This is a genomic window from Enterovirga sp., from assembly GCF_028290205.1.
GTDB lineage: Bacteria > Pseudomonadota > Alphaproteobacteria > Rhizobiales > Beijerinckiaceae > Enterovirga.
The window spans coordinates 1-22,804 of sequence record NZ_JAQGKF010000235.1 but is presented as its reverse complement, the minus strand read 5'-3'; the positions used below and the strand labels follow the sequence as shown (position 1 = coordinate 22,804).

Below are 22,804 nucleotides of genomic sequence, written 5' to 3'. Positions count from 1 at the left end.
GCCTTCTGATGGAGATCGTGTCGCGGCCGCAGCCCCGCGAAGGCGGCGAGCCGGACAGCGAGCCGTGAGCGTCGCGGCCATCATCCTGGCGGCCGGGCGGGGCACCCGTTTCGCCGGCACGCCCAAGATGCTGGCCGAGTATGACGGCCAGAGCTTCGTGCGCCGCGCCGCCGAGGCCGCGCTCGGGGGCGGGGCCGAGCCGGTGATCGCGGTGCTCGGCCACGAGGCGGACCGGGTCAGGAGGGCCCTGGCCGGTCTCGACGTGATCCTGGTGCCGAACCCGGCCTATGGCGAGGGGCTCTCGACCTCGCTGCGGGCCGGCTTCGCGGCGCTGCCCGACGGCACGGAGGCGGCGCTGGTTCTGCTCGGCGACATGCCGCTTGTCGGGCCGGACCTGGTCGCCGGCCTGCTCGCGGCGTGGCGGGAGGCGGGGCGGCCGACGGCGCTGGTGCCGACCCATCGCGGCCGCCGCGGCAACCCCGTTCTCCTGTCCGGCCGGCTCGCGCCCGAGATCGCCCGGCTCTCGGGCGACGCCGGGGCAGGGCCCCTGCTGCGGGGGCGCGAAGACGTGGTCGAGATCGAGGTGAACACCGCCGCCGTGACGGAGGATGTCGACACGGCCGAGGCGCTGGAGCGCCTGCGGCACGCCGATCAGGCCAGCACGACCCCGTTCAGGATCGCTACGTAGAACACGGCGCTCGCGGCCAGCACGCAGGCGTGCCAGGCGACGTTCTGGAAGCGCAGCGATTGCCAGACGTGGAACACCACGCCGCCGGCATAGATGAAACCGCCGAGCAGGATCAGCTTCAGGGTGTCCGGCGGCAGCGCGGCCGACACGCTGTCCCAGACGATGCCGCCGCTCGCCCCGAGCAGCAGGCAGAGCGCGATGGAGAGCCGGTCGAATCGGCCGGGCAGCGTCAGTTTCAGCGTTGCGCCGAAGATCGCCACCGACCACACGCCGACAAACAGCGCGACTGCCACGGGCCCGAACGGGAACCGGGTCATGAACGGCGTGTAGGTGGCCGCGATGAGGAGGAAGATGCAGGCGTGGTCGAACCGCCGCAGCAGCCACTTGGTCCGCGACACGGGCCACATGTTGTAGGCAGCCGACGCCGCCTTCAGGCAGATCAGGCACACGGCGTAGATGGTGACGGCCGCGATCTGGCCCGGCGTGCCGTCGTCGGCCGCCAGCACCACGAGGGCTATCGCGCCGGCGACCGCGAACACGATGCCGAGAACGTGGACAACCGCGTCCGCCACGATCTCGGCCCGGGTATAGCGCCACGACACGTGCATCGGCCGCCCGTCCGCGTCCAGCATCGGCTCCTCCGCTCCGTTTCGGGCCGAGCTTGCCACGGGAATCGTGGCGCCGTCACGACAGCTGAAAGGATGCGGCGAGCCCGTCCGGGCGCGCTATTCCGCCGCCATCGGCAGGCTCCGGTGCCGGACGGCCCGCCAGATCACCTCGGGGGTCGCCGGCATGGTGACGTGCTCGTGGCCGAGCGCATCGGTGAGGGCGTTCACCACCGCGGGCGGGGCCGCGATGGCGCCGGCCTCGCCGCAGCCCTTCATGCCGAGCGGGTTCGAGGGGCAGTCCGTCACAGTCAGGCCCAGCGCGAAATCCGGCAGGTCGCCGGCCCGCGGCATGGTGTAGTCCATGAAGCTCGCCGTCACGAGTTGGCCCGAGGGGTCGTAGCGCGCGCCCTCCAGCAGGGCCTGGCCAATGCCCTGGGCGATGCCGCCATGCACCTGGCCCTCGACGATCATCGGGTTGATGACCCGCCCGAAATCGTCGACCGCGGTCCAGCGGTCTATGCGGCTCGTGCCGGTTTCGGGGTCGATCTCGATCTCGCAAATATGGACCCCGGCCGGGAAGGTGAAGTTGGTCGGGTCCCAAAAGGCCCCTTCCTTCAGCCCCGGCTCCAGCTCCGAGCCGTTGAACTTGTGGGCGATATAGGCCTGCAGCGCCATGTCGGCGAAGCCCAGCGCCTTGTCGGTGCCGGCGACCTGGAAGCGCCCGTCCTTGAACTCGATGTCGCCTTCGGAGGCCTCCAGCACGTGGCCGGCGACCTTGCGGCCCTTGGCCACGATCTTGTCGAGCGCCTTGGACAGGGCCGACATCCCGACCGCGCCGGAGCGCGAGCCGTAGGTGCCCATGCCGAACTGCACCTTGTCCGTGTCGCCGTGCACGATCTTGACCGTGTCGATCGGCACGCCGAGCCGCTCGCAGACGAGCTGGGCGAAGGTGGTCTCGTGGCCCTGGCCGTGGCTGTGCGAGCCTGTCAGCACCTCGATGTTGCCGGTCGGATTGACCCGCACCTCGGCCGATTCCCACAGGCCCACGCCCGCGCCGAGCGATCCGACGGCCTGGGACGGAGCGATGCCGCAAGCCTCGATATAGGCCGAGTAGCCGACCCCCCGGAGCTTGCCGGCGGCCGCGGAGCGGCGCTTGCGCTCGGGCAGGCCGGCGATGTCGGCCATCTCCAGCGCCTTGACCATGGCGGCGTCGTAATCGCCGGCGTCGTAGGTCATGATCACCGGCGTCTGATGCGGGAAGCTGGTGACGAAGTTTTTCCGCCGGAACGCGACCGGGTCCATGCCGAGCTCGCGCGCGCAGACCTCCACCAGCCGCTCCACCACGAAGGTCGCCTCGGGCCGGCCCGCGCCCCGGTAGGCGTCCACCGGCGCGGTGTTGGTGTAGACCGCGTCGACCTCGGCATGGATGGCCGGGATGGCATACTGGCCGGACAGCAGGGTGGCGTAGAGATAGGTCGGGACCGAGGACGCGAAGGTCGAAAGGTACGCCCCCAGATTGGCGACCGTCTTCACCCGCAGCCCCAGGATGGTGCCGTCCCGGTCGGTCGCGAGTTCGGCCGTGGTGACGTGGTCGCGCCCATGCGCGTCGCACAGAAAGGCCTCGGTCCGCTCCGAGGCCCATCTCACCGGCCGCTTGAGGCGCCGGGCCGCCCACAGGCACACCACCTCCTCGGCATAGACGAAGATCTTGGAACCGAAGCCGCCGCCCACATCCGGCGCGATGACCCGGAGCTTGTGCTCCGGCGCGAGCCCGACAAAGGCCGAGAGGATCAGGCGCGCGACATGCGGGTTCTGGCTCGTGGTGTGGAGCGTGAACTGCTCCTCACCCGGATCATATTCCCCGATGGCGGCGCGCGGCTCCATCGGGTTCGGCACCAGCCGGTTGTTGGTGAAGGTGAGCCGGGTCACGTGCGCCGCGCGGGCAAAGGCCTGATCCGTCGCCGCCCGGTCGCCGAGCTCCCACTCGAAGACGGTGTTGCGGGCGATGCCCTGATGCACCTCCGCCTGGCCCTCGTGCTGGGCCGTCGCGGTGTCGGTCACGGGTTCGAGGAGGTCGTAGGAGACCGCGATCAGCTCGGCCGCGTCCTGGGCCTGCCGCAGGGTCTCCGCGACAACCACCGCCACGTGGTCGCCGACATAGCGGACGGTGTCGCGGGCGAGGGCCGGATGGGCCGAGCCCTTCATGGGCGAGCCGTCCTTGGAATGGATCATCCAGCCGCAGATGAGCCCGCCGATATCCTCCTCGGTGAGGTCGTCGGAGGTCGGCACGAACTTCTTGATGTCGCGGCCCGTGTAGACGGCCGCCACTCCGGGCGCCGCCCTGGCGGCCTCCGTGTCGATGGCCTGAATGCGGGCGTGTGCGTGCGGCGAGCGGAGAAAGTAGGCGTGCAGCTGGCCGGGGCGCTCGATGTCGTCCGTGTAGCGGCCGCGGCCGGTGATGAAGCGCTTGTCCTCGAGGCGCTGCACGCGCGCGCCGACGCCCGTCGTTGTGGCGGCCATCTCTTCCTCCCGGTCGGTCCGGGGGCGCCGAAGGCGTGCCCGGACCCCATACAGGCTGACGTCGCCGATCTGCGCCGGCGTTGTCGCACCATCTCGGACGGCTGCCGCTCCGGCCCTCGGCTCCCGAGTGCCGAGGCGGCCGGCCGCGGCCCGCAGGCTATTCGGCTGCGACGCGCAGCGGCTCGCCGCCGGCCCCGGGCGCCATGGCGCGCGCGCCGGCCGCGATCGACTTCACGATGTTGTGGTAGCCGGTGCAGCGGCAGAGATTGCCCTCCAGCTCCTCGCGGATCGTGTGGTCGTCGAGCTCGTGGCCGAGCCGCCGCACCATGTCGACGGCGGTCATGATCATGCCGGGCGTGCAGAAGCCGCATTGCAGCCCGTGGTGTTCGCGGAAAGCCGCCTGCATCGGATGGAGCTCGGCCCCGTTCGCCAGCCCCTCGATGGTCAGGATGTCGGCGCCTTGGCACTGCACGGCCAGGATCGTGCAGCTCTTGATGGCCTCGCCGCCGAGATGGACCACGCAGGCGCCGCACTGGCTGGTGTCGCAGGCCACATGCGTGCCGGTCAGCCGCAGCGTGTCCCGCAGGTACTGGACCAGCAGGGTGCGGGGGTCGACATCCCCCGACACCGCCTTGCCGTTCACCGTCATCGCCACGGCCGCCATCACGCTGTCTCCCCGAGCCGGTGGCGGCCTGTGCCCCTGCCACCGCTTCGATCTGTTCCAAGGCGAATGTGGACGAGCGGCGGAGCGGGGGTCAAGCGGGCGGGCCCGAACCGGACCGCGCCGGCGCCGTTGAATCCCGCAACAGGGGGCCGCCATGCCGACAGAGCTGCCATCGAACGAACGTGCCATTCGAAGCCCGGGCTCCATGGAGCTCGACCCCACCGCCGAGGGCATCGCCACGGACGAGACCCGCCGCCTCATCGCCTCCAACAAGGTCGAGGGCACGCCGGTCTTCGACCGGGCCGGCGAGCAGCTCGGCACCATCTACAACTTCATGGTCGACAAGGTGTCGGGCCAGGTCGCCTACGCGGTGATGAGCTTTGGCGGCTTCCTGGGCATCGGCGAAAGCTACCACCCGCTGCCCTGGCGCGCGCTCACCTACGACGTGCGGCTCGGCGGCTATGTGGTCGACATCGACCAGACGCGGCTCGCCGGGGCGCCGCGGCACGGGGCCGGAGACGACCCGTTCACGGACGACGAATATGGCCGGCGGGTGGACGCCTATTACCGCACCGCGCCGACCGCCTGAGCCGGCCCGTGCGGGCGCGACGGAGCCGGCCAGGAGGCGCGCCCGAAGCGCCCCGCAAGTTGTGCCGCGGGCGAGAGCCGGGCGAGGCTAGTCGATGACCTGCTCCAGGGCATCGCCAACCATGACGACCTCGCCGCGCTGATTAGTGCATTCGACGGAGAAGCGGACGCGCTTGCGCGGATCCATCTTCTCGGCAAGTCGCACAGTCGTGGTGACCGTGTCGCCGCACACGACGGGGCGCAGGTACTTGGTGGTAATCGACAGCAGCACGGTTTTGAGGTCGCAGCGTTGGAGCAGGTCCGTCATGGGCCGCGACATCAGGGCCGACGTCATGAGGCCGTGCGCCACGCGGTCCGGTAATCCCGCGTTCTTTCGCGCCCATTCGCCGTCCGTGTGGATCGGATGGAAACTCTGGATTGCATTCGCGAATGAATCGATCGCCGCTCCGTCGATCACGCGAGCGAACGTCTCTTGGGTTCCTACCTCAATAGTCTCGTAAGAGGACATCCGCTCGGGCTCCGCCATCGTGGTTTCTGGATCGACACGCGATTAGCAGCAGATCTGCTCGGCAGATCAAGCCAGAAAAGCCTGGGGCGCAGCAGCGGCGCGCGTTCGTCGGCTCGGGGCAGGCGCGAGGTGTGTTGGTGCGGACGGCGGGGATCGAACCCGCACGGGCCAGGCCCGAGGGATTTTAAGTCCATTGCGTCTACCAGTTTCGCCACGTCCGCAGGCCGGCCCGGCGGGCCGGGCGGCGCCTCATGCCTAGCATGGCCCGGGCCGTGCGCCAGCCCGGTCAGGCCGGGGGCAGCCGCCAGCCGTAGACCCAGCCGTAGCGCGCCAGCATGCCGGCGGGGCCGAGCCGGCGCATCACGAGGTCGCGGGCCAGCGAGGTGGGCCAGCCCGCATGGTAGGCGCGGCCGTTGCGCTGCGCCGCCGCCTGAATCCGGCGCACGCGGTCGAGCCGCTCGCGCCCGTAGCGCAGCAGCGCGGCCGGAACGTCCGGCCGCGAGCCCGCGAGCAGGGCCGCCAGATGCGCCGCGTCCTCCACCGCCAGCGAGCCGCCCTGGGCCAGGTAGGGCAGGACAGGATGGGCCGCGTCGCCGACCAGCGCCACGCGCGCCCCCGCGATGCGGCGGGTCGGCAGTTCGTAGAGCGACCAGGCCGACCACGCCCGGGCCGCCTTCAGCACCTCGGTCGGGCCGCGTCCGGCGAAAAGCTGGAGCACGTGGTCCGGCGTTTCCTCGCGCGACCAGCCTTCGAGCGGGTCGGCCCGGGGCGCGAGCGCCACGACATTGAGCGAGCGCCCGCCCGCGACCGGGTAGTGGACGAGGTGGCGGGCGGGGCCGAGCCACAGGCCGACCTCGGCCGCCCGAAACGAGTCGGGCAGTTCGGCCGTCGGCACGCTCGCCCGGTAGGCCGCGAATCCGGCATGGCGGGGCTGACGCTCGTCACCGATCGCCGATCGGGCCCGCGACCACAGGCCGTCCGCCCCGACCGCGAGGTCGGCCGTCGCGCTTTCGCGCCCGCCGCTTTCCGTCTCGAAGGCGAGATCGGCCTCGGCTTCCCGCTCGTCGATCCGGACGAGGCTGCGGCCGACCCGGAGGCGGATCTCCGGGCGACCCCGCACCGCGTCCAGGAGGGCGGTGTGCAAATGGGCTCGGGCCACGGCCAGAAAGGGCGCCCCGAAGCGCTCGCGGGCGGCGGCGCCGAGGGCGACCTCGCCGATCTCGCGCCCGCTGCGGAGCGACCGGATGCGGACGCGCTCCGGCTCCGTCGCCATGCGGGCGAGGGCGGGGCCGAGGCCGAACCCGGCCAGAACATGCGTTGCGTTGGGGGAGAGCTGGATGCCGGCCCCGAGCTCGCCAAAGCCGGTGCGGCGTTCGTAGACCGTGATCTCGTGGCCACGGCCGGCGAGGGCGAGCGCCGTCGCGAGGCCGCCGATTCCGGCCCCGACGATCGCGACCCTCACCCGGTCACGCCGCCTGGTCGGTCCAGAGGCAGCTCTCCGGCTCCACCTGGCCGGCCGACAGGGACGGCTTGTATTTGTAGAGGGTGCCGCAATAGGAGCAGATGGCCTCGTCCTCCTGCCCCATGTCGATGAAGATATGCGGGTGGTCGAACGGCGGCGTCGCCCCGATGCACATGAACTCCCGCGATCCCACATGGATGACGCGGACGCCCGGATCGTTATGGAAATGCGGAACGCCCGACACCGCCATCAGCTCAGCCCCATCAGCGTGACACGGCCCCGTTCGGGCCCGGCCGCTGTCTCGCACGCGCCGGGCAGGGCGGCAATCGCCGGAGCGCGACTGTGAGCGCGCCCGAGCCGAAGCTCGCCCGGATCGGCGCGGCGGAGATTGCCTTCATCGACCTCCCGCCGGCGACCCCGGCCGGCGGCGAGCCCGAGACCGTGCTGCTGATCCACGGCTTCGCCTCGAGCCATGTCGTGAACTGGGTCGCGCCCTCCTGGACCGGCACCCTGACGCGGGCCGGCTACCGGGTCGTGGCGCTGGACAATCGCGGCCATGGCGGCTCGACCAAGTTCCACGACGTGGCCGATTACGACACGCCGCTGATGGCCCGGGACGCGGTCGGCCTCCTGGACCATCTCGGCATCCCGCGCGCCCACGTGATGGGCTATTCCATGGGGGCCCGCATCTCCGCCTACACGGCGCTGCTGTACCCGCAGCGGGTCCGGTCCCTGCTGCTGGGCGGGCTCGGCATGCACCTCGTGCACGGGGTCGGCCTGCCGCCCGGGATTGCGGACGCCATGGAGGCGCCCTCGGTCGATGTCCTGACGGACCCGACGCAGCGCATGTTCCGGGCCTTCGCCGAGCTGAACGGCAGCGACCTCAAGGCGCTCGCCGCCTGCATCCGGGGCACTCGACAGACGCTGACCCGCGAGGAGGTGGGCCGGATCGCGGTTCCGACTCTCGTCTCGGTCGGCACGCGCGATCCGATCGCCGGGTCGGCGTCCGAGCTCGCGGCGTTGATGCCGGACGCGCGGGCTCTGGACATTCCGGGGCGGGACCACAATCTCGCAGTGGGCGACCGCACCCACAAGGAGGGCGTGCTGGCCTTCCTGCGCGAGCTCGGCTGACGGGGTCGCCGTTATCCGAATGTCATGCCTTGCTGGTAAGGTGATGACGGCAGAGGTGTTTCATGACCCATTCGCTCACGCGCCGCGAGGCATCCTCCGTGGCTGGGGTCATCGATCCCGTCTGGACCCGGCTGCGCCAGGACGCGGAGGCGGTGGTGCAGGCCGAGCCCGCACTCGCGACCTTCGTCGTGACCACCATCCTCAATCACGAGAGCCTCGAGGGCGCGGTGATCCACCGGGTCGCGAGCCGCCTCGGGCATCCGGCGCTCTCATCGGAGCTGATCGGGCAGATCTATCGGGAGGTCGCGGAGCGCGACCGCGGGCTCGGGGAGGCCTTTCGGGCCGACATCCTGGCGGTCGCGGATCGCGATCCGGCCTGCGGGCGGCTGATCGAGCCCGTGCTCTATTTCAAGGGGTTCCACGCCATCCAGACGCATCGGCTGGCGCACGCCCTCTGGGAAGAGGGGCGGCGTGACGTCGCGCTCTACGTCCAGAGCCGCGCCTCCGAGGTGTTCCAGACCGACATTCACCCGGCTGCCCGGATCGGGCGCGGCATCTTTCTCGACCACGCCACCGGGCTCGTTGTGGGCTCGACGGCCGTCATCGAGGACGACGTATCGATGCTGCAGGGCGTGACGCTGGGCGGCACCGGCAAGGAGCGGGGCGACCGCCACCCGAAGATCCGGCGCGGGGTGCTGATCGGGGCGGGCGCCAAGATCCTGGGCAACATCGAGGTCGGACAATGCGCCCGGGTCGCCGCCGGCTCCGTGGTGCTGCAACCCGTGCCCCGCAACACCACCGTGGCCGGCGTGCCGGCCCGCGTCGTCGGCACGGCCGGCTGTGCCGAGCCGGCCCGGTCCATGGACCAGATCCTGTCGGAAAAGCAGCAGGGGTGAGCGCCGCTTGCCGCCCGCCGGCCCCCGTGGCAAGCCTCGGGTGGACGACCGCATGGCCGCATCGAACGGGCCGTAGGGGGTAACGTGGACAAGACCGAAATCGCGAAGATCGAGCGCTACCTTCGCCAGAAATTCTCCAACAATTCCATCAAGATCACGGCGCGTCCGAAGAAATCGGATTCGGCCGATCTCTATCTCGGCGACGAGCAGATCGGCACGGTGTCGCTGGACGACGAGGACGGCGACCGCTCCTTTGTCCTGACCATGCCGATCCTGGATGTCGACCTCGAGGGGTAAGGTGACCGGTTAACCCTGCCGCGAGGTCGTGCTTAACGAAAGGTGAAAGGCGGGCGAAAACGGCGCGGGAGGCCCGCCCATGTCCTTCACGCCCACCAGCCTGGAACTGCTCAAGGCGCTCGGCCTTGGCTTCGCGTTCTCCGGTCTCCTGGCCAGCGTCTACCAGCTGATCGCGGACCGGCCGGTCAGTTTCAGCCTCCTGCAGCAGGGCGGGATCGAGGCCATTCTCAGCATCCCGATCCTGATCTTCACCGCACCGGCGATCATCCTCCACGACACGATCCGCGGCCGCCGGCTCGACCGCCGGCCGGTCGCGGCGGTGGTGCTGGCGACGGTGATCGCCGGCTTCTGGAGCATGCTGTGCGGGCGTCTCGTGCTCGACGCCGCGCTTCTCCTCGTCCCGGCTTGACAGCTGCGGCCCGGCGTTCTCTCCAGGCCCGCGGATGCGGCAGGCGTGCCGGTCGCGCCGGGCGGGGGAGAACAGCATGCCGATCTACAGCCTCGACGGAACGCGCCCCGAACTCCCGGCCGAGGACGCCTTCTGGATCGCACCCGACGCGCATGTGATCGGCCGCGTGCGCCTCGGTCGCGACGTTGGGATCTGGTTCGGGGCCGTGCTGCGCGGCGACAACGAATGGATTGAGCTCGGCGAGGGCACCAACGTTCAGGAAGGCGCCATGCTGCACACCGACATGGGCTTTCCGATGCAGATCGGGCGGGGCTGCACCATCGGGCACCACGCGGTGCTGCATGGCTGCACGCTGGAGGACAACGTCCTGATCGGCATGGGCGCTACCGTGCTGAACGGGGCCCGAATCGGCGCCGGCAGCCTGGTCGGTGCGAATGCGCTCGTCACCGAGAACAAGACGTTTCCGCCCGGTTCGCTGATCGTGGGCGCGCCGGCCAAGGCCGTGCGCCAGCTCGACGCCGCTGCCGTGGCTGGACTGGAGGCGACGGGAGCGGGGTATGTTCGGAACTGGCGCCGATTCCGGGCCGGGCTCGAACGGATCGGCTGAGTCGACTCAGCGGTTGTTGGCGGTGGTGACCGGCGAGGAGCGGTCGCCGAGCGAGACCCAGTCGCGGCCGTCCTGGCCCTCGCGCTTCACGAAGACGTAGCCCGTCTCGTGCCAGGGCAGGACGGCGCCGCGCTTGTTGTCGAGGATCAGCTCGCCGTCGCTGGTGCGCACCATCAGCACCGCATGGCCCTCGCCCTGATCGTCGATCACCACGGTCATCCGCAGCGCCCGCCTGGGCAGCCCATGCTCCTCGACCAGCAGCTTGCGCTTCAGCAGCTGGATGTCCTCGCAATCGCCCGCGCCGTCGGTCGGCAGATCCCAGCGGTCGACGATCCCCCAATGCTCCATGTCCGTCACCGGCTTGATGGTGGCGTTCACGTGCCGGTTCACGGTGTTCAGCGCCTTCCACAAGCGCGGCGTGAGCGTGATCGTCGTGGCTTCGCTGAGGTCCACGTCACACTGGCCAGGATCCTTGGCGCAGAAGGCGGTCCAGGCCCGGACCGGACGGGCGAAGCCCGTGCCCTCGATGCGGCCCACGGAGCCCGCCTTGGGCAGAGCGGCGAAGGTCTGGGCGAAGGCCGTCCCGTCGAGCGCACTCGCTCCGACGCAGAGGGTCAGCGCTCCGATTGCCCCGCACATGAAGCGCTTGAGCTTCCGCGCAACGACACCGACTGTAAGCATGCCCCACCGGCCGGTTATGATTTCCTTAACCGTGATCTCACGGGTCCGGCCGGGGCTCAAGGCGGAAATTAAACCACCGTTAACGTTGAAGTCCGGGTGTGGTTCCAAAGTCGCGAGCCGGTCTCTCGACCGGCCCGCCGCGCGATCGGCCAGGAATTTGGGGGAAGGTCGGGCCGACCCCGCGGCGCAAAGGGCTGTCCGGCGCCCGGCTGCTAGCGGTTGGCCGTGACGGTCGGGGAGACGGCCCCGCCCAGCGACACCCAGCCGAGCCGGTCCTCGCTTTCCCGCTTCACGAAGATGTAGCCGGTGTCGAACCAGGGCATCACGGTGTCCGTCTTGTTGTCGAGCACGAGGTCGCCGCGGTGCGTGCGGATGATCAGCACGGCGTGCCCTTCGCCTTTCTCGTCCACCACCACCGTCATCCGCATCGCCCGCCGGGGAAGGCCCTGTTCGGTGAGCAGCTTGCGCTTGAGGAGCTGGAAGTCCTCGCAATCGCCGGCGCCGTCGGTCGGGATGTCCCAGCGGTCGGCCACGGCCCAATGCTCCTCGTCGGTGACGGCCCGGATGGAACTGTTCACCTGACGGTTGACCGAGACGATCTGCTGCCAGACCCGCGCGGTGAGCGTCACGGTGGCCGGTTCCGCGGGGTTCACGCTGCATTCGGCCGGGACGCGGCGGCAGAACTCGGCCCAGGCGGCCAGGGGGCGGGCCTCGCCGCCCACCGGGGCCGGCGTGGAAACCGCCGACAGACGCGCGAGGCTCTGGCTATTCGCCGTCGCGGCTCCAGCAATCAGAGCCAGTGCGGAAAGCCCGATCGAGATGATGGTCCTCGTCGTCTTGAACATGTTCTTCCCCCTGTCCCGGGGGAGAACATGATCTGGCCCACTCCTTTTGAGCTGAAACGGATACGGACAATTTGATCGAACCGCACCTACGCAAATTGTTGACGCGAGGTAAGCTGAACAGCGGCGTTGCCGAATGCTGACAATTGTTCGGATCGGTGCGGGCCGGCGCCCGCCGCGACAGGCTCACGCGCTCGGGAGCAGAGCCGGGGGGCGAACAGCGGGGCGGAGCTGGGGCGCTCGGAAACAGCGCGCCACGACAGCGCGACGCGCGCAACAGATGCGTCGGCGCGCCTTTGGCGGGCGTGCGCGCTTTGTCGACGAGGCGACGGCGGCCGGCCTCAGGCCGCGCAGCGGCTCAGAGAATGATGTTCTCGTCCAGCCGGTCGGGGGACAGGGCGAGCTTGAACTCGACCGCGATCCCGCCCTGGAAGTGGCGCACCACCTTGGAATAGGTGCTGCCCACGCTCAGGCTGGTGCCGATCGCTGGCTTGCTGCCGTCCAGCGTGATGCCGGCGCCCGACAGGGAGACGTCGATCAGCCGGCCTTCGAACTCGCGGCCGGATTCGAGGCGGAGCACGACCGCCGGCGCCCGGGGCACGATGCGCTCGTGGCGACGGTCCTCGGGCAAACCGAGCGTTTGCCGGTTGGCCAGCCAGGTGAGCTGCGAGGCGAGCTTGTCGCGCTTGCGGGGCGCGGCTGCGAAGCTGAACGCGAAACCGTGCGGGACGTGGCGGGTGATCTCGCCTTCCACGCGGCCGATATGCTCCAGATAGGCGATGACGCGTTCGCCGATCTGCCCGCGGACTGGCGCGACCACCAGCGCGCCGCCGGGCGAGATGTCGACGGTCTGGCAGGGGTATTCCTGCCGGTCCGACAGCATGTAGCGGCCGAGCAGCGCCACGGTGACGCGCTGATGCCGACGCCGCTCCACCGGGCGGGCGGCCAGTCGGGGCGCTCTCGCCAGGATCGCACTCATTGCGCCTCGATCAGTGTCATCGCGCAGGGGAGGCTAGCAGGGGGCGGTTAACGGCGGATGGAATCGGTCGCCAGAACCGAGCCTCAGGCGCGCCCGCCGCTATGCACCACGAACATCGTCCGCCGCCGGGCCGGCGACGGCCGGGCCGGCGACGGCTGGCTGTCCGAATCGCGCCGCGGCTGGACGATGCGAAGCGAGCAGGTCTCGAGCGACCGAAGGGGAACGAGCCCGGCCCAGGCCGGGACGCAGGCGGGAGACAGGGCACCGAGAAGGCGCGCCTCGGTGCGGCTGCGGTGGCGCAGGGGCAGCAGCAGCATCTCCAGCGGGAGCTCGGACCCGTTCTCATTGCGGCCGAGCAGGCCGACCACGAGCCCGATCGTGTCTTCCGCGGCGAGCCGGGCCATGCCTTCGGCCTCGCGCCGGCCCGGCCCCCAGAGGTCGCCGAAAAGCTGGCCGCGCAGGTCCCGCCCGAACAGGGCCGACATGCGGGTTCCGGCGAGCCGGAAGGCGGGCGCGGCGTGGCGCTCGTTCGCCAGGATGAAGGTGTCGGCCAGCACATGCCGCATCGCGCCGGGCGCAATGTCGGCGCGCTCGGGCGCGGCACGCTCGCCGCGCAGCCCGTCCCAATATGCGAAGAGCATCCGTGAGGTTGCGTGTTTCATTTTGGTATTCGACCCGACGGGGGGCCGCTCGCTCTGCCTCTGGACGGGTCAGGCCGCCGCCGTTGCGGGACGACCTCGCCGAATCGGGTGCGGAGGTGCAGGCTACACGCCGGGCTTCGCCGCATTCGCGGTAGGGTTCGATCAAGGTTAATCCCCAGCCCATTCGCCGCGTCCGGCTTGCCCCGCGCGAATCAGCTTCCCAAGCTGGATCCATGACACCGAGCAACCCGCCGACGCCGCGCGAGCGGGCCATCAACATCCCCACGGCGCTGCTGGTCGCCATGGCGTCTCTCGTGGTGATCCACGCCGTGAGGACGTGGCTGGACGACGCCACGGACGCTCGGCTGCTGATTGAAACGGCGTTTGTGCCGGCGGCCTGGTCGGTGAGCTGGGGTGTGGCCGCCGCCCAGGACGTCCTGGAGGCTGTGCAGCGCGAGGGCGGGGATCCCGACCTCCTCGCGCTGCGTCTGGCCTGGGCCCGCTATCTGGTGGCGGAGGGGAGCGCCCGGCCCTGGACCTGGCTCAGCTACGCCCTGCTGCACGGCTCATGGACGCATCTCGTGCTGAACGGCGTGTGGCTCGCTGCCTTCGGCTCGCCGGTGGTGCGGCGGGCTGGGGCCCTGCGCTCGCTCCTGCTCGCGGCGGCGGCGGCGGTGGGAGGGGCGCTGGCGCAATGGGTCACCGGCCCCCTCGGGGTGCAGCCGATGATCGGACTGTCGGCCGCCGTGTCGGGCCTGATGGCCGCGGCCGCGACCTTTGTCTTCGCCCGCCCGGCGGGCTTCCCCGGCGGCTATCCGCCGGGCCGCCGACAGGCCCGGCCGGACTGGAGTTTTCTGGGCAACCGCAACGTGGTGGTCTTCCTCGGCATCTGGCTCCTGGCCAACGTGCTCTTTGGGCTCGTCGCCGTCCCGCTCGGCATTGCCGACGGGGCCGGAATCGCGTGGCAGGCCCATATCGGAGGGCTGCTGGTCGGGCTCGCCCTCTTTCCGCTGATCGACCCCGGCCCGCACACGGCCGCTTGAACGCCGCTCGGGCTTTCGCGACACTGAGACCCTACGCCGCCCGCCACGCCGGCGGGCGAGGGGGGGACAGGCGATGAGCGTCGAGCAGATCTTGGCCGACAAGGGCCGTGGCACGATCACCATCAGGCCGGACCAGACCGTGGCCGAGGCGATCGACATGCTCAGCCAGCACCGGATCGGGGCCGTGGTCGTGGTCGATGCCGACCGCTCCGTTCAGGGCATCCTGTCGGAGCGGGACGTGGTGCGGGCCCTGGCCGAGAACGGCGCGGAGGCGCTGTCCGAGCCGGTCTCGCGCCGCATGAGCCGCAAGGTCACAACCTGCTCGGCGACCGACACCATCCCGAGCCTGATGGCCGTCATGACCGAGGGCAAGTTTCGGCACGTGCCCGTGGTGGAGGCCGGGCGGCTCGGCGGCATGGTCTCGATCGGCGACCTCGTGAAGCACCGGCTCGCCGAGATGGAGGCCGAGCACAAGGCGTTGCGGGACTACATCGCGACAGCCTGAGGCGTGCCGGTCTGGACGGCACTCGCGACCGCCCCGAGCACGTCGCGCAGGTCGGGCAGTATGCGGGTCGCTGCCTCCGCGCCCTTGTCGATGCATTCGGCGGCGCGGTGGAATTCGAACAGGCCGACGCTTTGCAGCTTCGGAGCGATCATCACGTCCGGCGGGTCGCCAGCAAGGCGGGAGCGCGAGATGCGGTCCTGCGTGATGTTGAAGGCGTCGATCATCACGGCAGCCATGCCGGGCGCGCCGCTGCGGCGCCGGCTCCCGCCTCCGAACAGGCCCCTCGCATCGGTCTCACCCTGGCCCGCCTCGGCCGGCTCGTCCTCCGCCGGGGCCTGGATCACGGTGCCCCGCAGCCGGATCTCCCCGTTCAGGTTGACGCAGACCACGAGATCGGCCCCGAGCGCCCGGGCGACCGTCACCGGAACCGGGTTCACCAACGCGCCGTCCATCAGCCACCGGCCGCCGACGCGGACCGGATCGAAGATCCCGGGCAGCGCGTAGGAGGCGCCAAGCGATTCCACCAGCGGGCCCCGCGTCAGCCAGATCTCGTGGCCCGATCCGAATTCGGTCGCGACGGTCGCGAACCGGATGGGCAGGTCCTCGATCCGCTGCGGGCCGAGATCCACGTCGAGAAGCTTGCGCAGCCGGTCGCCGCCGATCAGGCCCGAGCCGGTGATGTGGAAGTCCAGCAGGCCCATGATCCGGCGCTTGGTGAGCGTGCGGGCGAAAGCCTCCAGCGGGTCCAGCTTGCCGGCCGCGAAGCAGCCGCCGACCACCGCGCCGATCGAGCAGCCGGCAATGACGTCCGGCCGCAATCCGGCCTCGTCCAGCACCCGGAGAATGCCGATATGGGCCCAGCCCCGCGCCGCGCCGGCCCCGAGCGCAAGGCCGAGCCGCAGCTTTCGGTGTTCGGGAGCGGGTGCCGCGGGCGAGCCGGTGCGTCCCTCCGGAGCATTGCCGAAGGCGAGCCGGCTGAAGCCGTCGAAGAGCATCCCGGGTCCTCCGTCCCGTTCGATCGCGTGATCATGCGGGGCGCGGGTGAAAAGGCGATGAATGAGCCGCCGCCTCACCGGCGCGCCAGCCGGCCCGGGCCCTCAGCAGTGCCTGGAAGCACGACGCGGTAGAAGCAGCTCTGCCGGCCGGTGTGGCAGCAGCCGCCGTCGCCCCCGACCTCGACGCGGATCAAGACGGCGTCCTGGTCGCAATCGACCCGCATCTCGTGCACTCGCTGGATCTGCCCGCTGGTCGCACCCTTGTGCCACAGCTCGCCGCGCGAGCGGGACCAGTACCAGGCCTCGCCGGTCTCGAGCGTCCGGTCCAGCGCCTCCCGGTTCATGTGGGCCACCATCAGCACCTCCCCGGTGCGCCACTCCGTGGCCACGCAGGTCAACAGGCCGTCCGGGCCGAAGCGCGGCAGGAACTCGTCGCCTTCTTCCAGATGCTTGCGGCTGACGGATGCGGACGGCACGGCCATGGGGATCTCACTCGCGCGAGGGCGCGGCCCTCCCTATATGGTTGGAGCCGAAGGCTGAACCCCGCGCCGCCCTGATGCTTGACGACATCTACAACCGACGCATTCTGGAGCTTGCGGCCGATATCCCGCGGCTCGGCCGGCTGCCGCAGCCCCATGGCAGCGCGACGGCGCATTCGCGCCTCTGCGGCTCCACCGTGACGGTGGACCTCCTGACCGACGGCGAGCGCGTGACGGATTTTGCCCATGAGGTGAAGGCTTGCGCGCTGGGCCAGGCCTCCTCGTCAATCATGGGCCGCAACGTCGTCGGCTCCACGGCCGCAGAGCTGCGGCAGGTCCGCGAGGAGGTCCGCCGCATGCTGAAGGAGGGCGGTTCGCCTCCGGCCGGACGCTGGGCCGATCTCGCCGTGTTGGAGCCGGTGCGCGACTTCAAGGCGCGGCATGCTTCGACGCTGTTGACCTTCGATGCCGTCGTGGATGCGCTCGACAAGGCCAAGGCGGCGGGGCGCGACGCCGCGTCGTCGTGACGGGCGCGCCGGGCCGGGCCCTGCGGGGCCTCATCAGGATCTACCAGCTCACGCTGTCCGGACTGATCGGCCGCACCTGCCGGCACCTGCCGAGCTGCTCCGAATATGCGCTGGAAGCCGTGGAGCGGCACGGCGCCTGGCCCGGCGCCTGGATGAGCCTCGCACGCTTCTGCCGCTGCGGTCCGGGCGGCACGGCCGGGCTCGATTTCGTGTGCGAGGAGCTGCCCTCCGGGGCGGCCTGGCACAGCCCCTGGCGCTATGGCCGCTGGCGCGGCACCAACGGGTGCCCTCCAATCCGGCGCGATTCGCCCCTCAGCCGGGTGTGACCAGGACCTCGACGTCGCGATCGAGGCCGCTCTCGACCTTGAACTCGCGCGTGTAAACCTTGCCGCCGTGGCGGGCGATCAGGACGTAGTCCCCCTCCGCCAGCGTCACAGTCGGGAAGGCGCCGATCGCCTCGCGGATCACGTCGCCGCCCGGCGTGAGCACGCTGAAGGCCGTGCCGGCGAAGGCCTCGCCCGCCTCGTGGGCAACCAGCTTCAGGGTGAGCGTGGCCGCCCGGTGGTTGAGCGTGGCGTCCGTGATGCGGCCGCGATCCACCTTGAGGTCCGCCCGCATAATGGCGTTCGATTCCCCGTAGGTGGAGACCACGTGGTAGCTGCCTTCCGGCAGCCGCACGAGGTCGCCCGACTTGATGTTGGCGGCGATCAGCCGGCCTTCGTTGTCGTTCGGCAGCGGCTGGAAGATGGCCACGCTGAGCCGGTTCGGGGGGATCGGCACGTCGCCGATCGCCCCAGCGATGCGCAGTCCTCCGGCCGCGATCGAGAGCCGCTCGGTCACGGCACCCTCCGTCAGCGTGATCCGCTTGGTGGTGCTGGCAAGCCCGTAGGCGACATGGACCAGATAGGTGCCGAGCGGCAGGGTCGCCGTCGGGGTCGGGGTCGTCAGCTTGTGCAGCAGCTTCGGCTCGCTGCCGGGCGCGGGGCTCTCATAGATGCGCCAGACGAGGCCCGACCGGATGGGCCGCGTGTCACCCGCGAAACTGGCCGACAGGGACAGGGTCTCAGAGCCGGTCCCGTTGACCGCCGGTGTGGCGGCCGGCGGCACGGCGGGAAGCGTCGGCAGGGCAGGGAGGCTGGGCTCCGGGGTGGCGCCGGCCGGAGCTCCCCGGAAGGCCGGCGGCGGCATCGGCTGTGCCGCCGCGAGGCCCGAGGCGAGAAGGGCGGCTCCGAGGAGGGCCGTCCGCAGCGCCGCCTCAGCGCTCGGTCGCATCCGCGCCCTCGCCACGCCCGGCCAGGCCGGTGGCGGCGGCGAGCAGGTTTCCGGCCGAGAGGGGGCGGAAGCGGAATTCGACGACGTGCCGCCCGGGCCCGACCTCGACGCCGCGGAACAGGACGTTGGTGCGCAGGATACGGGCGGGCTTGCCGTCAACGGTCGCTTCCCAGCCAGGGTAGAAGATGTCGTGCAGGACCACGACGCTGTTGCGGTCCGTATCGACGTCGAGTGAGACGGTATTGCGGCGGTAGGAGCGGATCGTCACCGATCCGTTCACGGCCGACGGCTCCGGCGAGTCGTCCCGCAGCCCGTAATCTGCCTGTAGCGCCTCGACCTCGCTCTGTTCCAGCAGCGCGGTGTTGGTTCGGTCGAATTCCGGCAGCTCCTCCTGGGACAGGACGGTGTCGGAATCGATCGGCATCAGCCGGGTGGCCAGATACGCACGCGGCGCGCTCGGGCTCAGCTTGTAGATCCACATGGAGCCGGAGCCGAACAGGAGCTGCACGCCGGTCAGCCGCGGAAAGTGCTTCGGCAGCCGGTCCACCGGGCGGTCGAGCACCAGGTATTCGAGGCCGAGCAGCCCGGCCAGCCGGCAGCGATAGCCCCGGAAGGTGCCCGGAAACTGCCTCAGATTCGGATCCACCGCGTTCTCGCCCGGCCCGATGGCCCGTTCGTAATCGGCCAGGCGCAGCGGGTTGTAGCCGATGGTGTCCTCGAGGCCGAGGACCATGGAGGCGTTCTGCCAGGCGCCGCCGAGGCCGAGGATCTCGACGCGGGGCCGCTCGCCGCGCGCATGCCGGGCCGCCAGTTCGGTCCGCAGCACATGCAGCCCCTGCATCTGATCGGGCGGCAGGGTGCGGAACACGGCGTAGCGGTCCGCCGGCTCCGCATTCAGGGCGGAGGCCGCGTTGCGCCACAGGAGCTCGCCCCCCGTCGCGGCCACCAGCACGCCGGCCGCGAGGCCGCGGGCCACCGCGCCGCGGCCGAACCGCAGCAGAAACACGACCAGCACGGCGGCAGCCCCAGCTGTCACCGCGATCTCGGCCGCGGCGGCCGCGCCCTGGCGGCCCCGGATGGCGAAGGTGAGGGAGGACAGAACCGCGGCCGCCACCAGCGCGATGGTGACCGCCACCAGGATCGCGGCCCCGGGCGAGCCGCGCAGAGCCGGCAGCCGCGGCACGCCCTCCTTGAGGTAGCGGTGCACCAGGTAGCCGCCCGCGAAGGCGAGCATAACGTTCAGGAGAAAGGTCGCGTCGGCCGGCCGTCGGTACAGGGACACGCCGGGCAGGCTGTCGAAGATCAGCGAGAAGGCCGGCGTGTAACGGCCGAGCGCATAGGTCACCGTCACCCCACCGAGCACCAGAAAGAACCGGAACTCGCGCGCCATGAGGCGCCCGCCGGCGAGGCCGTGCCACAGGATCAGGACGGCCGGCACGGTGCCGGCGAACAGATAGTTCGTCGCCCGGTCCGTCCAGGTTCCCTCCGACAGGGATTGCCAGTCGGGACCCCAGTAATCGTAGGTCCAGCGCAGGGAGCCGAACACGTTGGCGAACAGGATGGTGCTCAGGCTTTCGGGCGGCAGCGAGCCCATGGCGGCGACGCCATAGCCGAAGGAGGGCCGTGTCGAGGTGGTCAGGAACTGCGCCGTCAGCAGCACGGGGACGGCCAGGAGGGCGGCCCCGATGGCGCCCATGAGAGCGAGCGGACCGAGCCGTTCGCGCAGATACCCGAACGGCCGGCCGGATTCGGCCGCATGCCAGGCCACCAGCCCGATCAGCGACAGGCCGGACAGAAACGCCACCTGGTCGCGTCCGACCACCATCACGGCCGCCACAGCCGCAAAACAGGCACCGATGCCGTAGGAGCGGCGCCGGAGCGCGTCCTCCAGCAAGTAGAAGGCGAGGGGGTAGAGCCCGTAGCCGAACATGATGCCCGTATGCTGGAGGCGGGCCGACGCCGATCCTCCGAGCACGAAGATCATGGCCGCGACGACGCCACCCTCCGGCCGCCACCCGCGGCTGCGGAAGATCAGAAGCAGGGCAACGGCCCCGGGCAGCAGGTGGGCGAAGACCACGAGGTCGAACAGCTGCATGGAGGGCTGCGGCACGAGCGCAGCAAACAGCAGCATGGTCGGCGTGAAGAGCAGCGATTGCGGGTCGGCCACGGTCGGGTGGCCGCTGAAATGGTAGGGATTCCAGAGCGGCCATTCCCCGTTCGCCAGCGAGGCGGAGAGATAGCGCAGCATGGGGTAGAAGTGGTTTTTGGAATCCCACGGCACCACGCTGCCGGTGAGCGGCCAGGCGAGCGCGGCCGCGCCCCAGAACCCGAACACAACCGCCATCGCGGTCCAGAACTCGCGCGAGCTCCAGGCGCCGCTCTCCAGCTGACGGGTCGGACCGGCCCGCGCCGGCGCGAGCAGGGCTGCGCCGTAGGGCACGGCTGCGGACTGGGCGGGCATCAGAGGGTCCGGGCCAAGGACGAGGCGGCGCCACGCTCGACACCCGGTCGCCCCGTACGATACACCCAACGCGTCTCGAAGTCGCTCACGCTGCCCGATCCCCTCGGCTCGATCTCTTGGCCAGCGCTCGCCCTCTCCGGGGCGCTGTCCGTCCGGCCCGCCTTGATGGGCTTGAACCGGGACGGAACGATGACGGGAGAATTCGCCACGGACCGGGCAGGCGGGGCGCCTGCCGGTCCATGCCTCCTTTTCGGTCCAGTCGCCTGAAGGCAAGATGAACGATCCCCTAGACCTTCTCCGCAGCCGCCGCTCGGTGGCACCGCATCTGCTGACCGGTCCGGGTCCGGGCGAGGCTGAACTCGAGACGCTGCTAACCGTTGCGTCGCGCGTGCCGGACCACGGCCGCCTCGCGCCGTGGCGCTTCCTGGTCATCGCCGGCGAGGCCCGACACCGGATCGGGGAGACCATCGCGGCCGTCTACATGGCCGACGAGCCCGGCGCGGCCCCCGAGCGGGTGCTGGGCGAACGCAACCGCCTCGCCCGCGCGCCCCTGGTGATCGGCGTGGTCTCGCGGGCGCGGCCGCACGCCAAGATTCCCGAATGGGAGCAGGTGCTCTCCGCCGGCGCGGTGTGCATGAACCTGGTGGTGGCCGCGAACGCGATGGGGTTCGCGACATCCTGGCTCACCGAATGGTACGCCTCGGACCGCCGCGTCCTGGACGCGCTCGGGCTCGAGCCGGACGAGACCATGGCCGGCTTCATCCATATCGGGCGCGCGTCGGAGCGGCCGGCCGATCGGCCCCGTCCGGAACTGGCCGACATCGTCACTCGGTTGTGAGCGCACCATGTTCTTCGACGCGACACGCAACGATCACGGCCTTCCGTTCAACCCGATGAAGGCGCTGATCGGACCGCGTCCGATCGGCTGGATCACGGCCCTGAGCGCCCAGGGCGAGCTCAACCTGTCGCCCTATTCCTTCTTCAACGCCCTCGGGGAGAACCCTTTCGTGGTGGCGTTCGGATCGTATGGCCGCAAAGACGCGGCAGCGTTCGTCGAGGAGACCAAGGAATTCGTCTGCAACCTCGTCACCTGGGATTTGCGCGACGCGATGAACCAGACGGCCGCGCCGCTGCCGCGGGGAGAGAGCGAAGCCGAGTATGCCGGCATCGAGCTTGCGCCCTCCCGCATGGTGGCCCCGCCCCGGGTCGCCGCCTCCCCGGCCGCGCTGGAATGCAAGTGGCTGCAGACCATCCGGCCGACCCTGCTCGACGGTCGCCAGGGGGAGCACTTCATCGTGATGGGTCAGGTGGTGGGGGTCCATGTCGACGACCGCTTCATCGTTGACGGCTTGGTGGATACGGCCGCGATGCGGCCCATCATGCGGACCGGCTACCACGATTACTTCGTGGCCACCCCGGAGACGCGCTTCACCCTGAAACGCCCGGGAGCGGCCTGACCTCGGCGAAGATCCGCCGCGCCAGCGCCGCCTGCGGCGCCGTCCGGACCAGGACGGCTCCGAACCCATCCCGGCGCAGCTCCCGCAGCGAGTCGTCCTGGTCCTCCGCCGAGGCGATGGCGAGCGCGACGGCGCCGGCTGCCGCCGCGCAGGTCACCGTCGCGGCGGCCGCGCTCCGCAGCGCCGCCGCGTCCGGGCCGCAGCCGAGTTCCGCCCGCAGCAGCCCCGTGTCGCAGGCGAGCGCGAGGAGACGAGGCAGGGGTGCGCCGGCGAGCGAGGGCAGGGCCAGAATTCCGGCCGCGGTGTCTGCGACCACCGCCACGATGTCGATCGCGCCCTCCGCCAGATCCTGCTCCGCCTCATGCACGGCCAGCTTGGCCGACAGATGCTGGACGTCGCGCAGGCCGACGCAGCGGTGCAGCACGATGCCGCGTGCGCCCGCCCGCAAACCGGTTTCGAGCGCTGCGTCGGCGTCGGCTGCATCCATCCCGGCAAGAGCGAGAAAGAGCCGGCCGGCGCCGCCGGTGCAGCTCTGCACGAGGTG

28 protein-coding genes and 1 tRNA gene are annotated in these 22,804 nt (G+C 70.7%); 13 read left to right on the top strand and 16 right to left on the bottom strand.

The annotated features are described in order from the left end of the window. Nucleotides 1–64: 64 nt before the first annotated feature. Complete coding sequence (locus JWR86_RS16555; RefSeq protein WP_299567476.1) at nucleotides 65–688, top strand: nucleotidyltransferase family protein; 624 nt, start codon at nucleotides 65–67, stop codon at nucleotides 686–688. On the opposite strand, the gene JWR86_RS16550 is transcribed toward JWR86_RS16555, so the two are convergent. The 3 genes from JWR86_RS16550 to JWR86_RS16540 form a co-directional block, all read right to left on the bottom strand. Then, nucleotides 652–1,320 (bottom strand): hemolysin III family protein, encoded by a 669-nt coding sequence (locus tag JWR86_RS16550; protein WP_299567475.1) that lies wholly within the window; start codon nucleotides 1,318–1,320, stop codon nucleotides 652–654. The two genes, JWR86_RS16555 and JWR86_RS16550, sit on opposite strands and share 37 nt — an antisense overlap. A 93-nt stretch (nucleotides 1,321–1,413) precedes the next feature. After that, a complete protein-coding gene (locus JWR86_RS16545) occupies nucleotides 1,414–3,816 on the bottom strand; it encodes a xanthine dehydrogenase family protein molybdopterin-binding subunit (RefSeq protein ID WP_299567474.1) in 2,403 nt (800 codons plus the stop codon). Between the two features lie 157 nt (nucleotides 3,817–3,973). After that, nucleotides 3,974–4,480 (bottom strand): (2Fe-2S)-binding protein, encoded by a 507-nt coding sequence (locus JWR86_RS16540; RefSeq protein ID WP_299567473.1) that lies wholly within the window; start codon nucleotides 4,478–4,480, stop codon nucleotides 3,974–3,976. A gap of 154 nt (nucleotides 4,481–4,634) precedes the next feature. Here JWR86_RS16540 and JWR86_RS16535 point away from each other — a divergent pair, with 154 nt between their 5' ends. After that, entirely contained in the window at nucleotides 4,635–5,069 is a 435-nt protein-coding gene (locus JWR86_RS16535; RefSeq protein WP_299567472.1) for a PRC-barrel domain-containing protein, read from the top strand. 87 nt (nucleotides 5,070–5,156) lie between these two features. Here JWR86_RS16535 and JWR86_RS16530 read toward each other — a convergent pair whose 3' ends face one another. The 4 genes from JWR86_RS16530 to JWR86_RS16515 all read right to left on the bottom strand — a co-directional run bounded on the left by JWR86_RS16530 (nucleotide 5,157) and on the right by JWR86_RS16515 (nucleotide 7,288). After that, nucleotides 5,157–5,594: a MaoC family dehydratase gene (locus JWR86_RS16530; RefSeq protein ID WP_299567471.1), complete on the bottom strand. Its 438-nt coding sequence runs from the start codon at nucleotides 5,592–5,594 to the stop codon at nucleotides 5,157–5,159. Nucleotides 5,595–5,711: 117 nt separating this feature from the next. After that, nucleotides 5,712–5,797 (bottom strand) — tRNA-Leu (locus JWR86_RS16525). Between the two features lie 65 nt (nucleotides 5,798–5,862). Beyond that, complete coding sequence (locus JWR86_RS16520) at nucleotides 5,863–7,038, bottom strand: FAD-dependent oxidoreductase (RefSeq protein WP_299567470.1); 1,176 nt, start codon at nucleotides 7,036–7,038, stop codon at nucleotides 5,863–5,865. A gap of 4 nt (nucleotides 7,039–7,042) precedes the next feature. Then, nucleotides 7,043–7,288 (bottom strand): zinc-finger domain-containing protein, encoded by a 246-nt coding sequence (locus tag JWR86_RS16515; protein WP_299567469.1) that lies wholly within the window; start codon nucleotides 7,286–7,288, stop codon nucleotides 7,043–7,045. A 92-nt stretch (nucleotides 7,289–7,380) separates the two neighbouring features. Here JWR86_RS16515 and JWR86_RS16510 point away from each other — a divergent pair, with 92 nt between their 5' ends. From JWR86_RS16510 to JWR86_RS16490, 5 genes are all read left to right on the top strand, one after another. Then, nucleotides 7,381–8,169 (top strand): alpha/beta fold hydrolase, encoded by a 789-nt coding sequence (locus JWR86_RS16510; RefSeq protein WP_299567468.1) that lies wholly within the window; start codon nucleotides 7,381–7,383, stop codon nucleotides 8,167–8,169. A 62-nt stretch (nucleotides 8,170–8,231) separates the two neighbouring features. Next, entirely contained in the window at nucleotides 8,232–9,065 is an 834-nt protein-coding gene (gene cysE / locus JWR86_RS16505) for a serine O-acetyltransferase (protein WP_299567467.1), read from the top strand. Between the two features lie 84 nt (nucleotides 9,066–9,149). Further along, nucleotides 9,150–9,362 carry a DUF3126 family protein gene (locus JWR86_RS16500; RefSeq protein WP_299567466.1) on the top strand — a complete coding sequence of 71 codons (213 nt, stop codon included), beginning with the start codon at nucleotides 9,150–9,152 and terminating at the stop codon, nucleotides 9,360–9,362. 79 nt (nucleotides 9,363–9,441) lie between these two features. After that, nucleotides 9,442–9,771, top strand: a complete 330-nt coding sequence (locus JWR86_RS16495) for a hypothetical protein (protein ID WP_299567465.1) — start codon at nucleotides 9,442–9,444, stop codon at nucleotides 9,769–9,771. A gap of 76 nt (nucleotides 9,772–9,847) precedes the next feature. Next, nucleotides 9,848–10,378, top strand: a complete 531-nt coding sequence (locus JWR86_RS16490; protein ID WP_299567464.1) for a gamma carbonic anhydrase family protein — start codon at nucleotides 9,848–9,850, stop codon at nucleotides 10,376–10,378. A 6-nt stretch (nucleotides 10,379–10,384) separates the two neighbouring features. Here JWR86_RS16490 and JWR86_RS16485 read toward each other — a convergent pair whose 3' ends face one another. The 4 genes from JWR86_RS16485 to JWR86_RS16470 form a co-directional block, all read right to left on the bottom strand. Beyond that, nucleotides 10,385–11,017 carry a transglutaminase-like cysteine peptidase gene (locus JWR86_RS16485; protein WP_299567462.1) on the bottom strand — a complete coding sequence of 211 codons (633 nt, stop codon included), beginning with the start codon at nucleotides 11,015–11,017 and terminating at the stop codon, nucleotides 10,385–10,387. 254 nt (nucleotides 11,018–11,271) lie between these two features. Then, on the bottom strand, nucleotides 11,272–11,904 hold the full coding sequence (locus JWR86_RS16480) for a transglutaminase-like cysteine peptidase (protein ID WP_299567461.1): 633 nt from the start codon (nucleotides 11,902–11,904) through the stop codon (nucleotides 11,272–11,274). Between the two features lie 355 nt (nucleotides 11,905–12,259). Beyond that, nucleotides 12,260–12,880, bottom strand: coding sequence for a PilZ domain-containing protein (locus tag JWR86_RS16475; protein WP_299567460.1), 621 nt, complete (start codon nucleotides 12,878–12,880; stop codon nucleotides 12,260–12,262). 83 nt (nucleotides 12,881–12,963) lie between these two features. Then, nucleotides 12,964–13,542, bottom strand: a complete 579-nt coding sequence (locus JWR86_RS16470; protein ID WP_299567459.1) for a PAS domain-containing protein — start codon at nucleotides 13,540–13,542, stop codon at nucleotides 12,964–12,966. A gap of 212 nt (nucleotides 13,543–13,754) precedes the next feature. Between JWR86_RS16470 and JWR86_RS16465 the strand changes: the two genes are divergently transcribed. Next, nucleotides 13,755–14,564 carry a rhomboid family intramembrane serine protease gene (locus tag JWR86_RS16465; protein WP_299567458.1) on the top strand — a complete coding sequence of 270 codons (810 nt, stop codon included), beginning with the start codon at nucleotides 13,755–13,757 and terminating at the stop codon, nucleotides 14,562–14,564. Nucleotides 14,565–14,637: 73 nt separating this feature from the next. After that, a complete protein-coding gene (locus JWR86_RS16460) occupies nucleotides 14,638–15,069 on the top strand; it encodes a CBS domain-containing protein (protein WP_299567457.1) in 432 nt (143 codons plus the stop codon). Here the strand turns inward: JWR86_RS16460 and JWR86_RS16455 are convergent. Continuing rightward, nucleotides 15,051–16,064, bottom strand: coding sequence for a patatin-like phospholipase family protein (locus tag JWR86_RS16455; protein ID WP_299567455.1), 1,014 nt, complete (start codon nucleotides 16,062–16,064; stop codon nucleotides 15,051–15,053). The two genes, JWR86_RS16460 and JWR86_RS16455, sit on opposite strands and share 19 nt — an antisense overlap. A 74-nt stretch (nucleotides 16,065–16,138) precedes the next feature. Continuing rightward, complete coding sequence (gene hisI, locus JWR86_RS16450; protein ID WP_299567454.1) at nucleotides 16,139–16,546, bottom strand: phosphoribosyl-AMP cyclohydrolase; 408 nt, start codon at nucleotides 16,544–16,546, stop codon at nucleotides 16,139–16,141. Between the two features lie 74 nt (nucleotides 16,547–16,620). Here hisI and JWR86_RS16445 point away from each other — a divergent pair, with 74 nt between their 5' ends. Further along, a complete protein-coding gene (locus JWR86_RS16445; protein ID WP_299567477.1) occupies nucleotides 16,621–17,070 on the top strand; it encodes an iron-sulfur cluster assembly scaffold protein in 450 nt (149 codons plus the stop codon). Beyond that, on the top strand, nucleotides 17,067–17,396 hold the full coding sequence (gene yidD, locus JWR86_RS16440) for a membrane protein insertion efficiency factor YidD (protein WP_299567453.1): 330 nt from the start codon (nucleotides 17,067–17,069) through the stop codon (nucleotides 17,394–17,396). Before JWR86_RS16445 ends, yidD begins: the two co-directional genes overlap by 4 nt. Here yidD and JWR86_RS16435 read toward each other — a convergent pair. Both JWR86_RS16435 and JWR86_RS16430 read right to left on the bottom strand, forming a co-directional pair. Further along, the gene (locus JWR86_RS16435) at nucleotides 17,383–18,342 is read right to left on the bottom strand and encodes a hypothetical protein (protein ID WP_299567452.1); all 960 of its coding nucleotides are present in this window, start codon (nucleotides 18,340–18,342) and stop codon (nucleotides 17,383–17,385) included. The genes yidD and JWR86_RS16435 overlap by 14 nt on opposite strands. Beyond that, nucleotides 18,326–20,803: a YfhO family protein gene (locus JWR86_RS16430; RefSeq protein ID WP_299567451.1), complete on the bottom strand. Its 2,478-nt coding sequence runs from the start codon at nucleotides 20,801–20,803 to the stop codon at nucleotides 18,326–18,328. The genes JWR86_RS16435 and JWR86_RS16430 overlap by 17 nt, the downstream gene beginning before the upstream one ends. Nucleotides 20,804–21,077: 274 nt before the next feature. Between JWR86_RS16430 and JWR86_RS16425 the strand changes: the two genes are divergently transcribed. Next, nucleotides 21,078–21,641, top strand: a complete 564-nt coding sequence (locus JWR86_RS16425) for a nitroreductase (RefSeq protein ID WP_299567450.1) — start codon at nucleotides 21,078–21,080, stop codon at nucleotides 21,639–21,641. A gap of 7 nt (nucleotides 21,642–21,648) precedes the next feature. Then, complete coding sequence (locus JWR86_RS16420) at nucleotides 21,649–22,260, top strand: flavin reductase family protein (protein WP_299567449.1); 612 nt, start codon at nucleotides 21,649–21,651, stop codon at nucleotides 22,258–22,260. Here the strand turns inward: JWR86_RS16420 and JWR86_RS16415 are convergent. Continuing rightward, nucleotides 22,232–22,804, bottom strand: a 573-nt coding sequence (locus JWR86_RS16415; protein ID WP_299567447.1) for an aldolase, incomplete at its 5' end; no start/stop codon positions are given. The genes JWR86_RS16420 and JWR86_RS16415 overlap by 29 nt on opposite strands.

What these genes read in the sequence shown, in the direction of transcription:
- JWR86_RS16535 (WP_299567472.1), top strand. Translation starts at nt 4,635, where the DNA reads ATGCCGACAGAGCTGCCATCGAACGAACGTGCCATTCGAAGCCCGGGC.
- JWR86_RS16445 (WP_299567477.1), top strand. Translation starts at nt 16,621, where the DNA reads ATGCTTGACGACATCTACAACCGACGCATTCTGGAGCTTGCGGCCGAT.
- JWR86_RS16455 (WP_299567455.1), bottom strand. Translation starts at nt 16,064, where the DNA reads ATGCTCTTCGACGGCTTCAGCCGGCTCGCCTTCGGCAATGCTCCGGAG.
- JWR86_RS16550 (WP_299567475.1), bottom strand. Translation starts at nt 1,320, where the DNA reads ATGCTGGACGCGGACGGGCGGCCGATGCACGTGTCGTGGCGCTATACC.
- JWR86_RS16515 (WP_299567469.1), bottom strand. Translation starts at nt 7,288, where the DNA reads ATGGCGGTGTCGGGCGTTCCGCATTTCCATAACGATCCGGGCGTCCGC.
- JWR86_RS16475 (WP_299567460.1), bottom strand. Translation starts at nt 12,880, where the DNA reads ATGAGTGCGATCCTGGCGAGAGCGCCCCGACTGGCCGCCCGCCCGGTG.
- JWR86_RS16425 (WP_299567450.1), top strand. Translation starts at nt 21,078, where the DNA reads ATGAACGATCCCCTAGACCTTCTCCGCAGCCGCCGCTCGGTGGCACCG.
- JWR86_RS16480 (WP_299567461.1), bottom strand. Translation starts at nt 11,904, where the DNA reads ATGTTCAAGACGACGAGGACCATCATCTCGATCGGGCTTTCCGCACTG.
- JWR86_RS16470 (WP_299567459.1), bottom strand. Translation starts at nt 13,542, where the DNA reads ATGAAACACGCAACCTCACGGATGCTCTTCGCATATTGGGACGGGCTG.
- JWR86_RS16540 (WP_299567473.1), bottom strand. Translation starts at nt 4,480, where the DNA reads ATGGCGGCCGTGGCGATGACGGTGAACGGCAAGGCGGTGTCGGGGGAT.
- JWR86_RS16420 (WP_299567449.1), top strand. Translation starts at nt 21,649, where the DNA reads ATGTTCTTCGACGCGACACGCAACGATCACGGCCTTCCGTTCAACCCG.
- cysE (WP_299567467.1), top strand. Translation starts at nt 8,232, where the DNA reads ATGACCCATTCGCTCACGCGCCGCGAGGCATCCTCCGTGGCTGGGGTC.
- JWR86_RS16530 (WP_299567471.1), bottom strand. Translation starts at nt 5,594, where the DNA reads ATGGCGGAGCCCGAGCGGATGTCCTCTTACGAGACTATTGAGGTAGGA.
- hisI (WP_299567454.1), bottom strand. Translation starts at nt 16,546, where the DNA reads ATGGCCGTGCCGTCCGCATCCGTCAGCCGCAAGCATCTGGAAGAAGGC.
- JWR86_RS16435 (WP_299567452.1), bottom strand. Translation starts at nt 18,342, where the DNA reads ATGCGACCGAGCGCTGAGGCGGCGCTGCGGACGGCCCTCCTCGGAGCC.
- JWR86_RS16485 (WP_299567462.1), bottom strand. Translation starts at nt 11,017, where the DNA reads ATGTGCGGGGCAATCGGAGCGCTGACCCTCTGCGTCGGAGCGAGTGCG.
- JWR86_RS16545 (WP_299567474.1), bottom strand. Translation starts at nt 3,816, where the DNA reads ATGGCCGCCACAACGACGGGCGTCGGCGCGCGCGTGCAGCGCCTCGAG.
- JWR86_RS16430 (WP_299567451.1), bottom strand. Translation starts at nt 20,803, where the DNA reads ATGCCCGCCCAGTCCGCAGCCGTGCCCTACGGCGCAGCCCTGCTCGCG.
- JWR86_RS16490 (WP_299567464.1), top strand. Translation starts at nt 9,848, where the DNA reads ATGCCGATCTACAGCCTCGACGGAACGCGCCCCGAACTCCCGGCCGAG.
- JWR86_RS16495 (WP_299567465.1), top strand. Translation starts at nt 9,442, where the DNA reads ATGTCCTTCACGCCCACCAGCCTGGAACTGCTCAAGGCGCTCGGCCTT.
- JWR86_RS16465 (WP_299567458.1), top strand. Translation starts at nt 13,755, where the DNA reads ATGACACCGAGCAACCCGCCGACGCCGCGCGAGCGGGCCATCAACATC.
- JWR86_RS16460 (WP_299567457.1), top strand. Translation starts at nt 14,638, where the DNA reads ATGAGCGTCGAGCAGATCTTGGCCGACAAGGGCCGTGGCACGATCACC.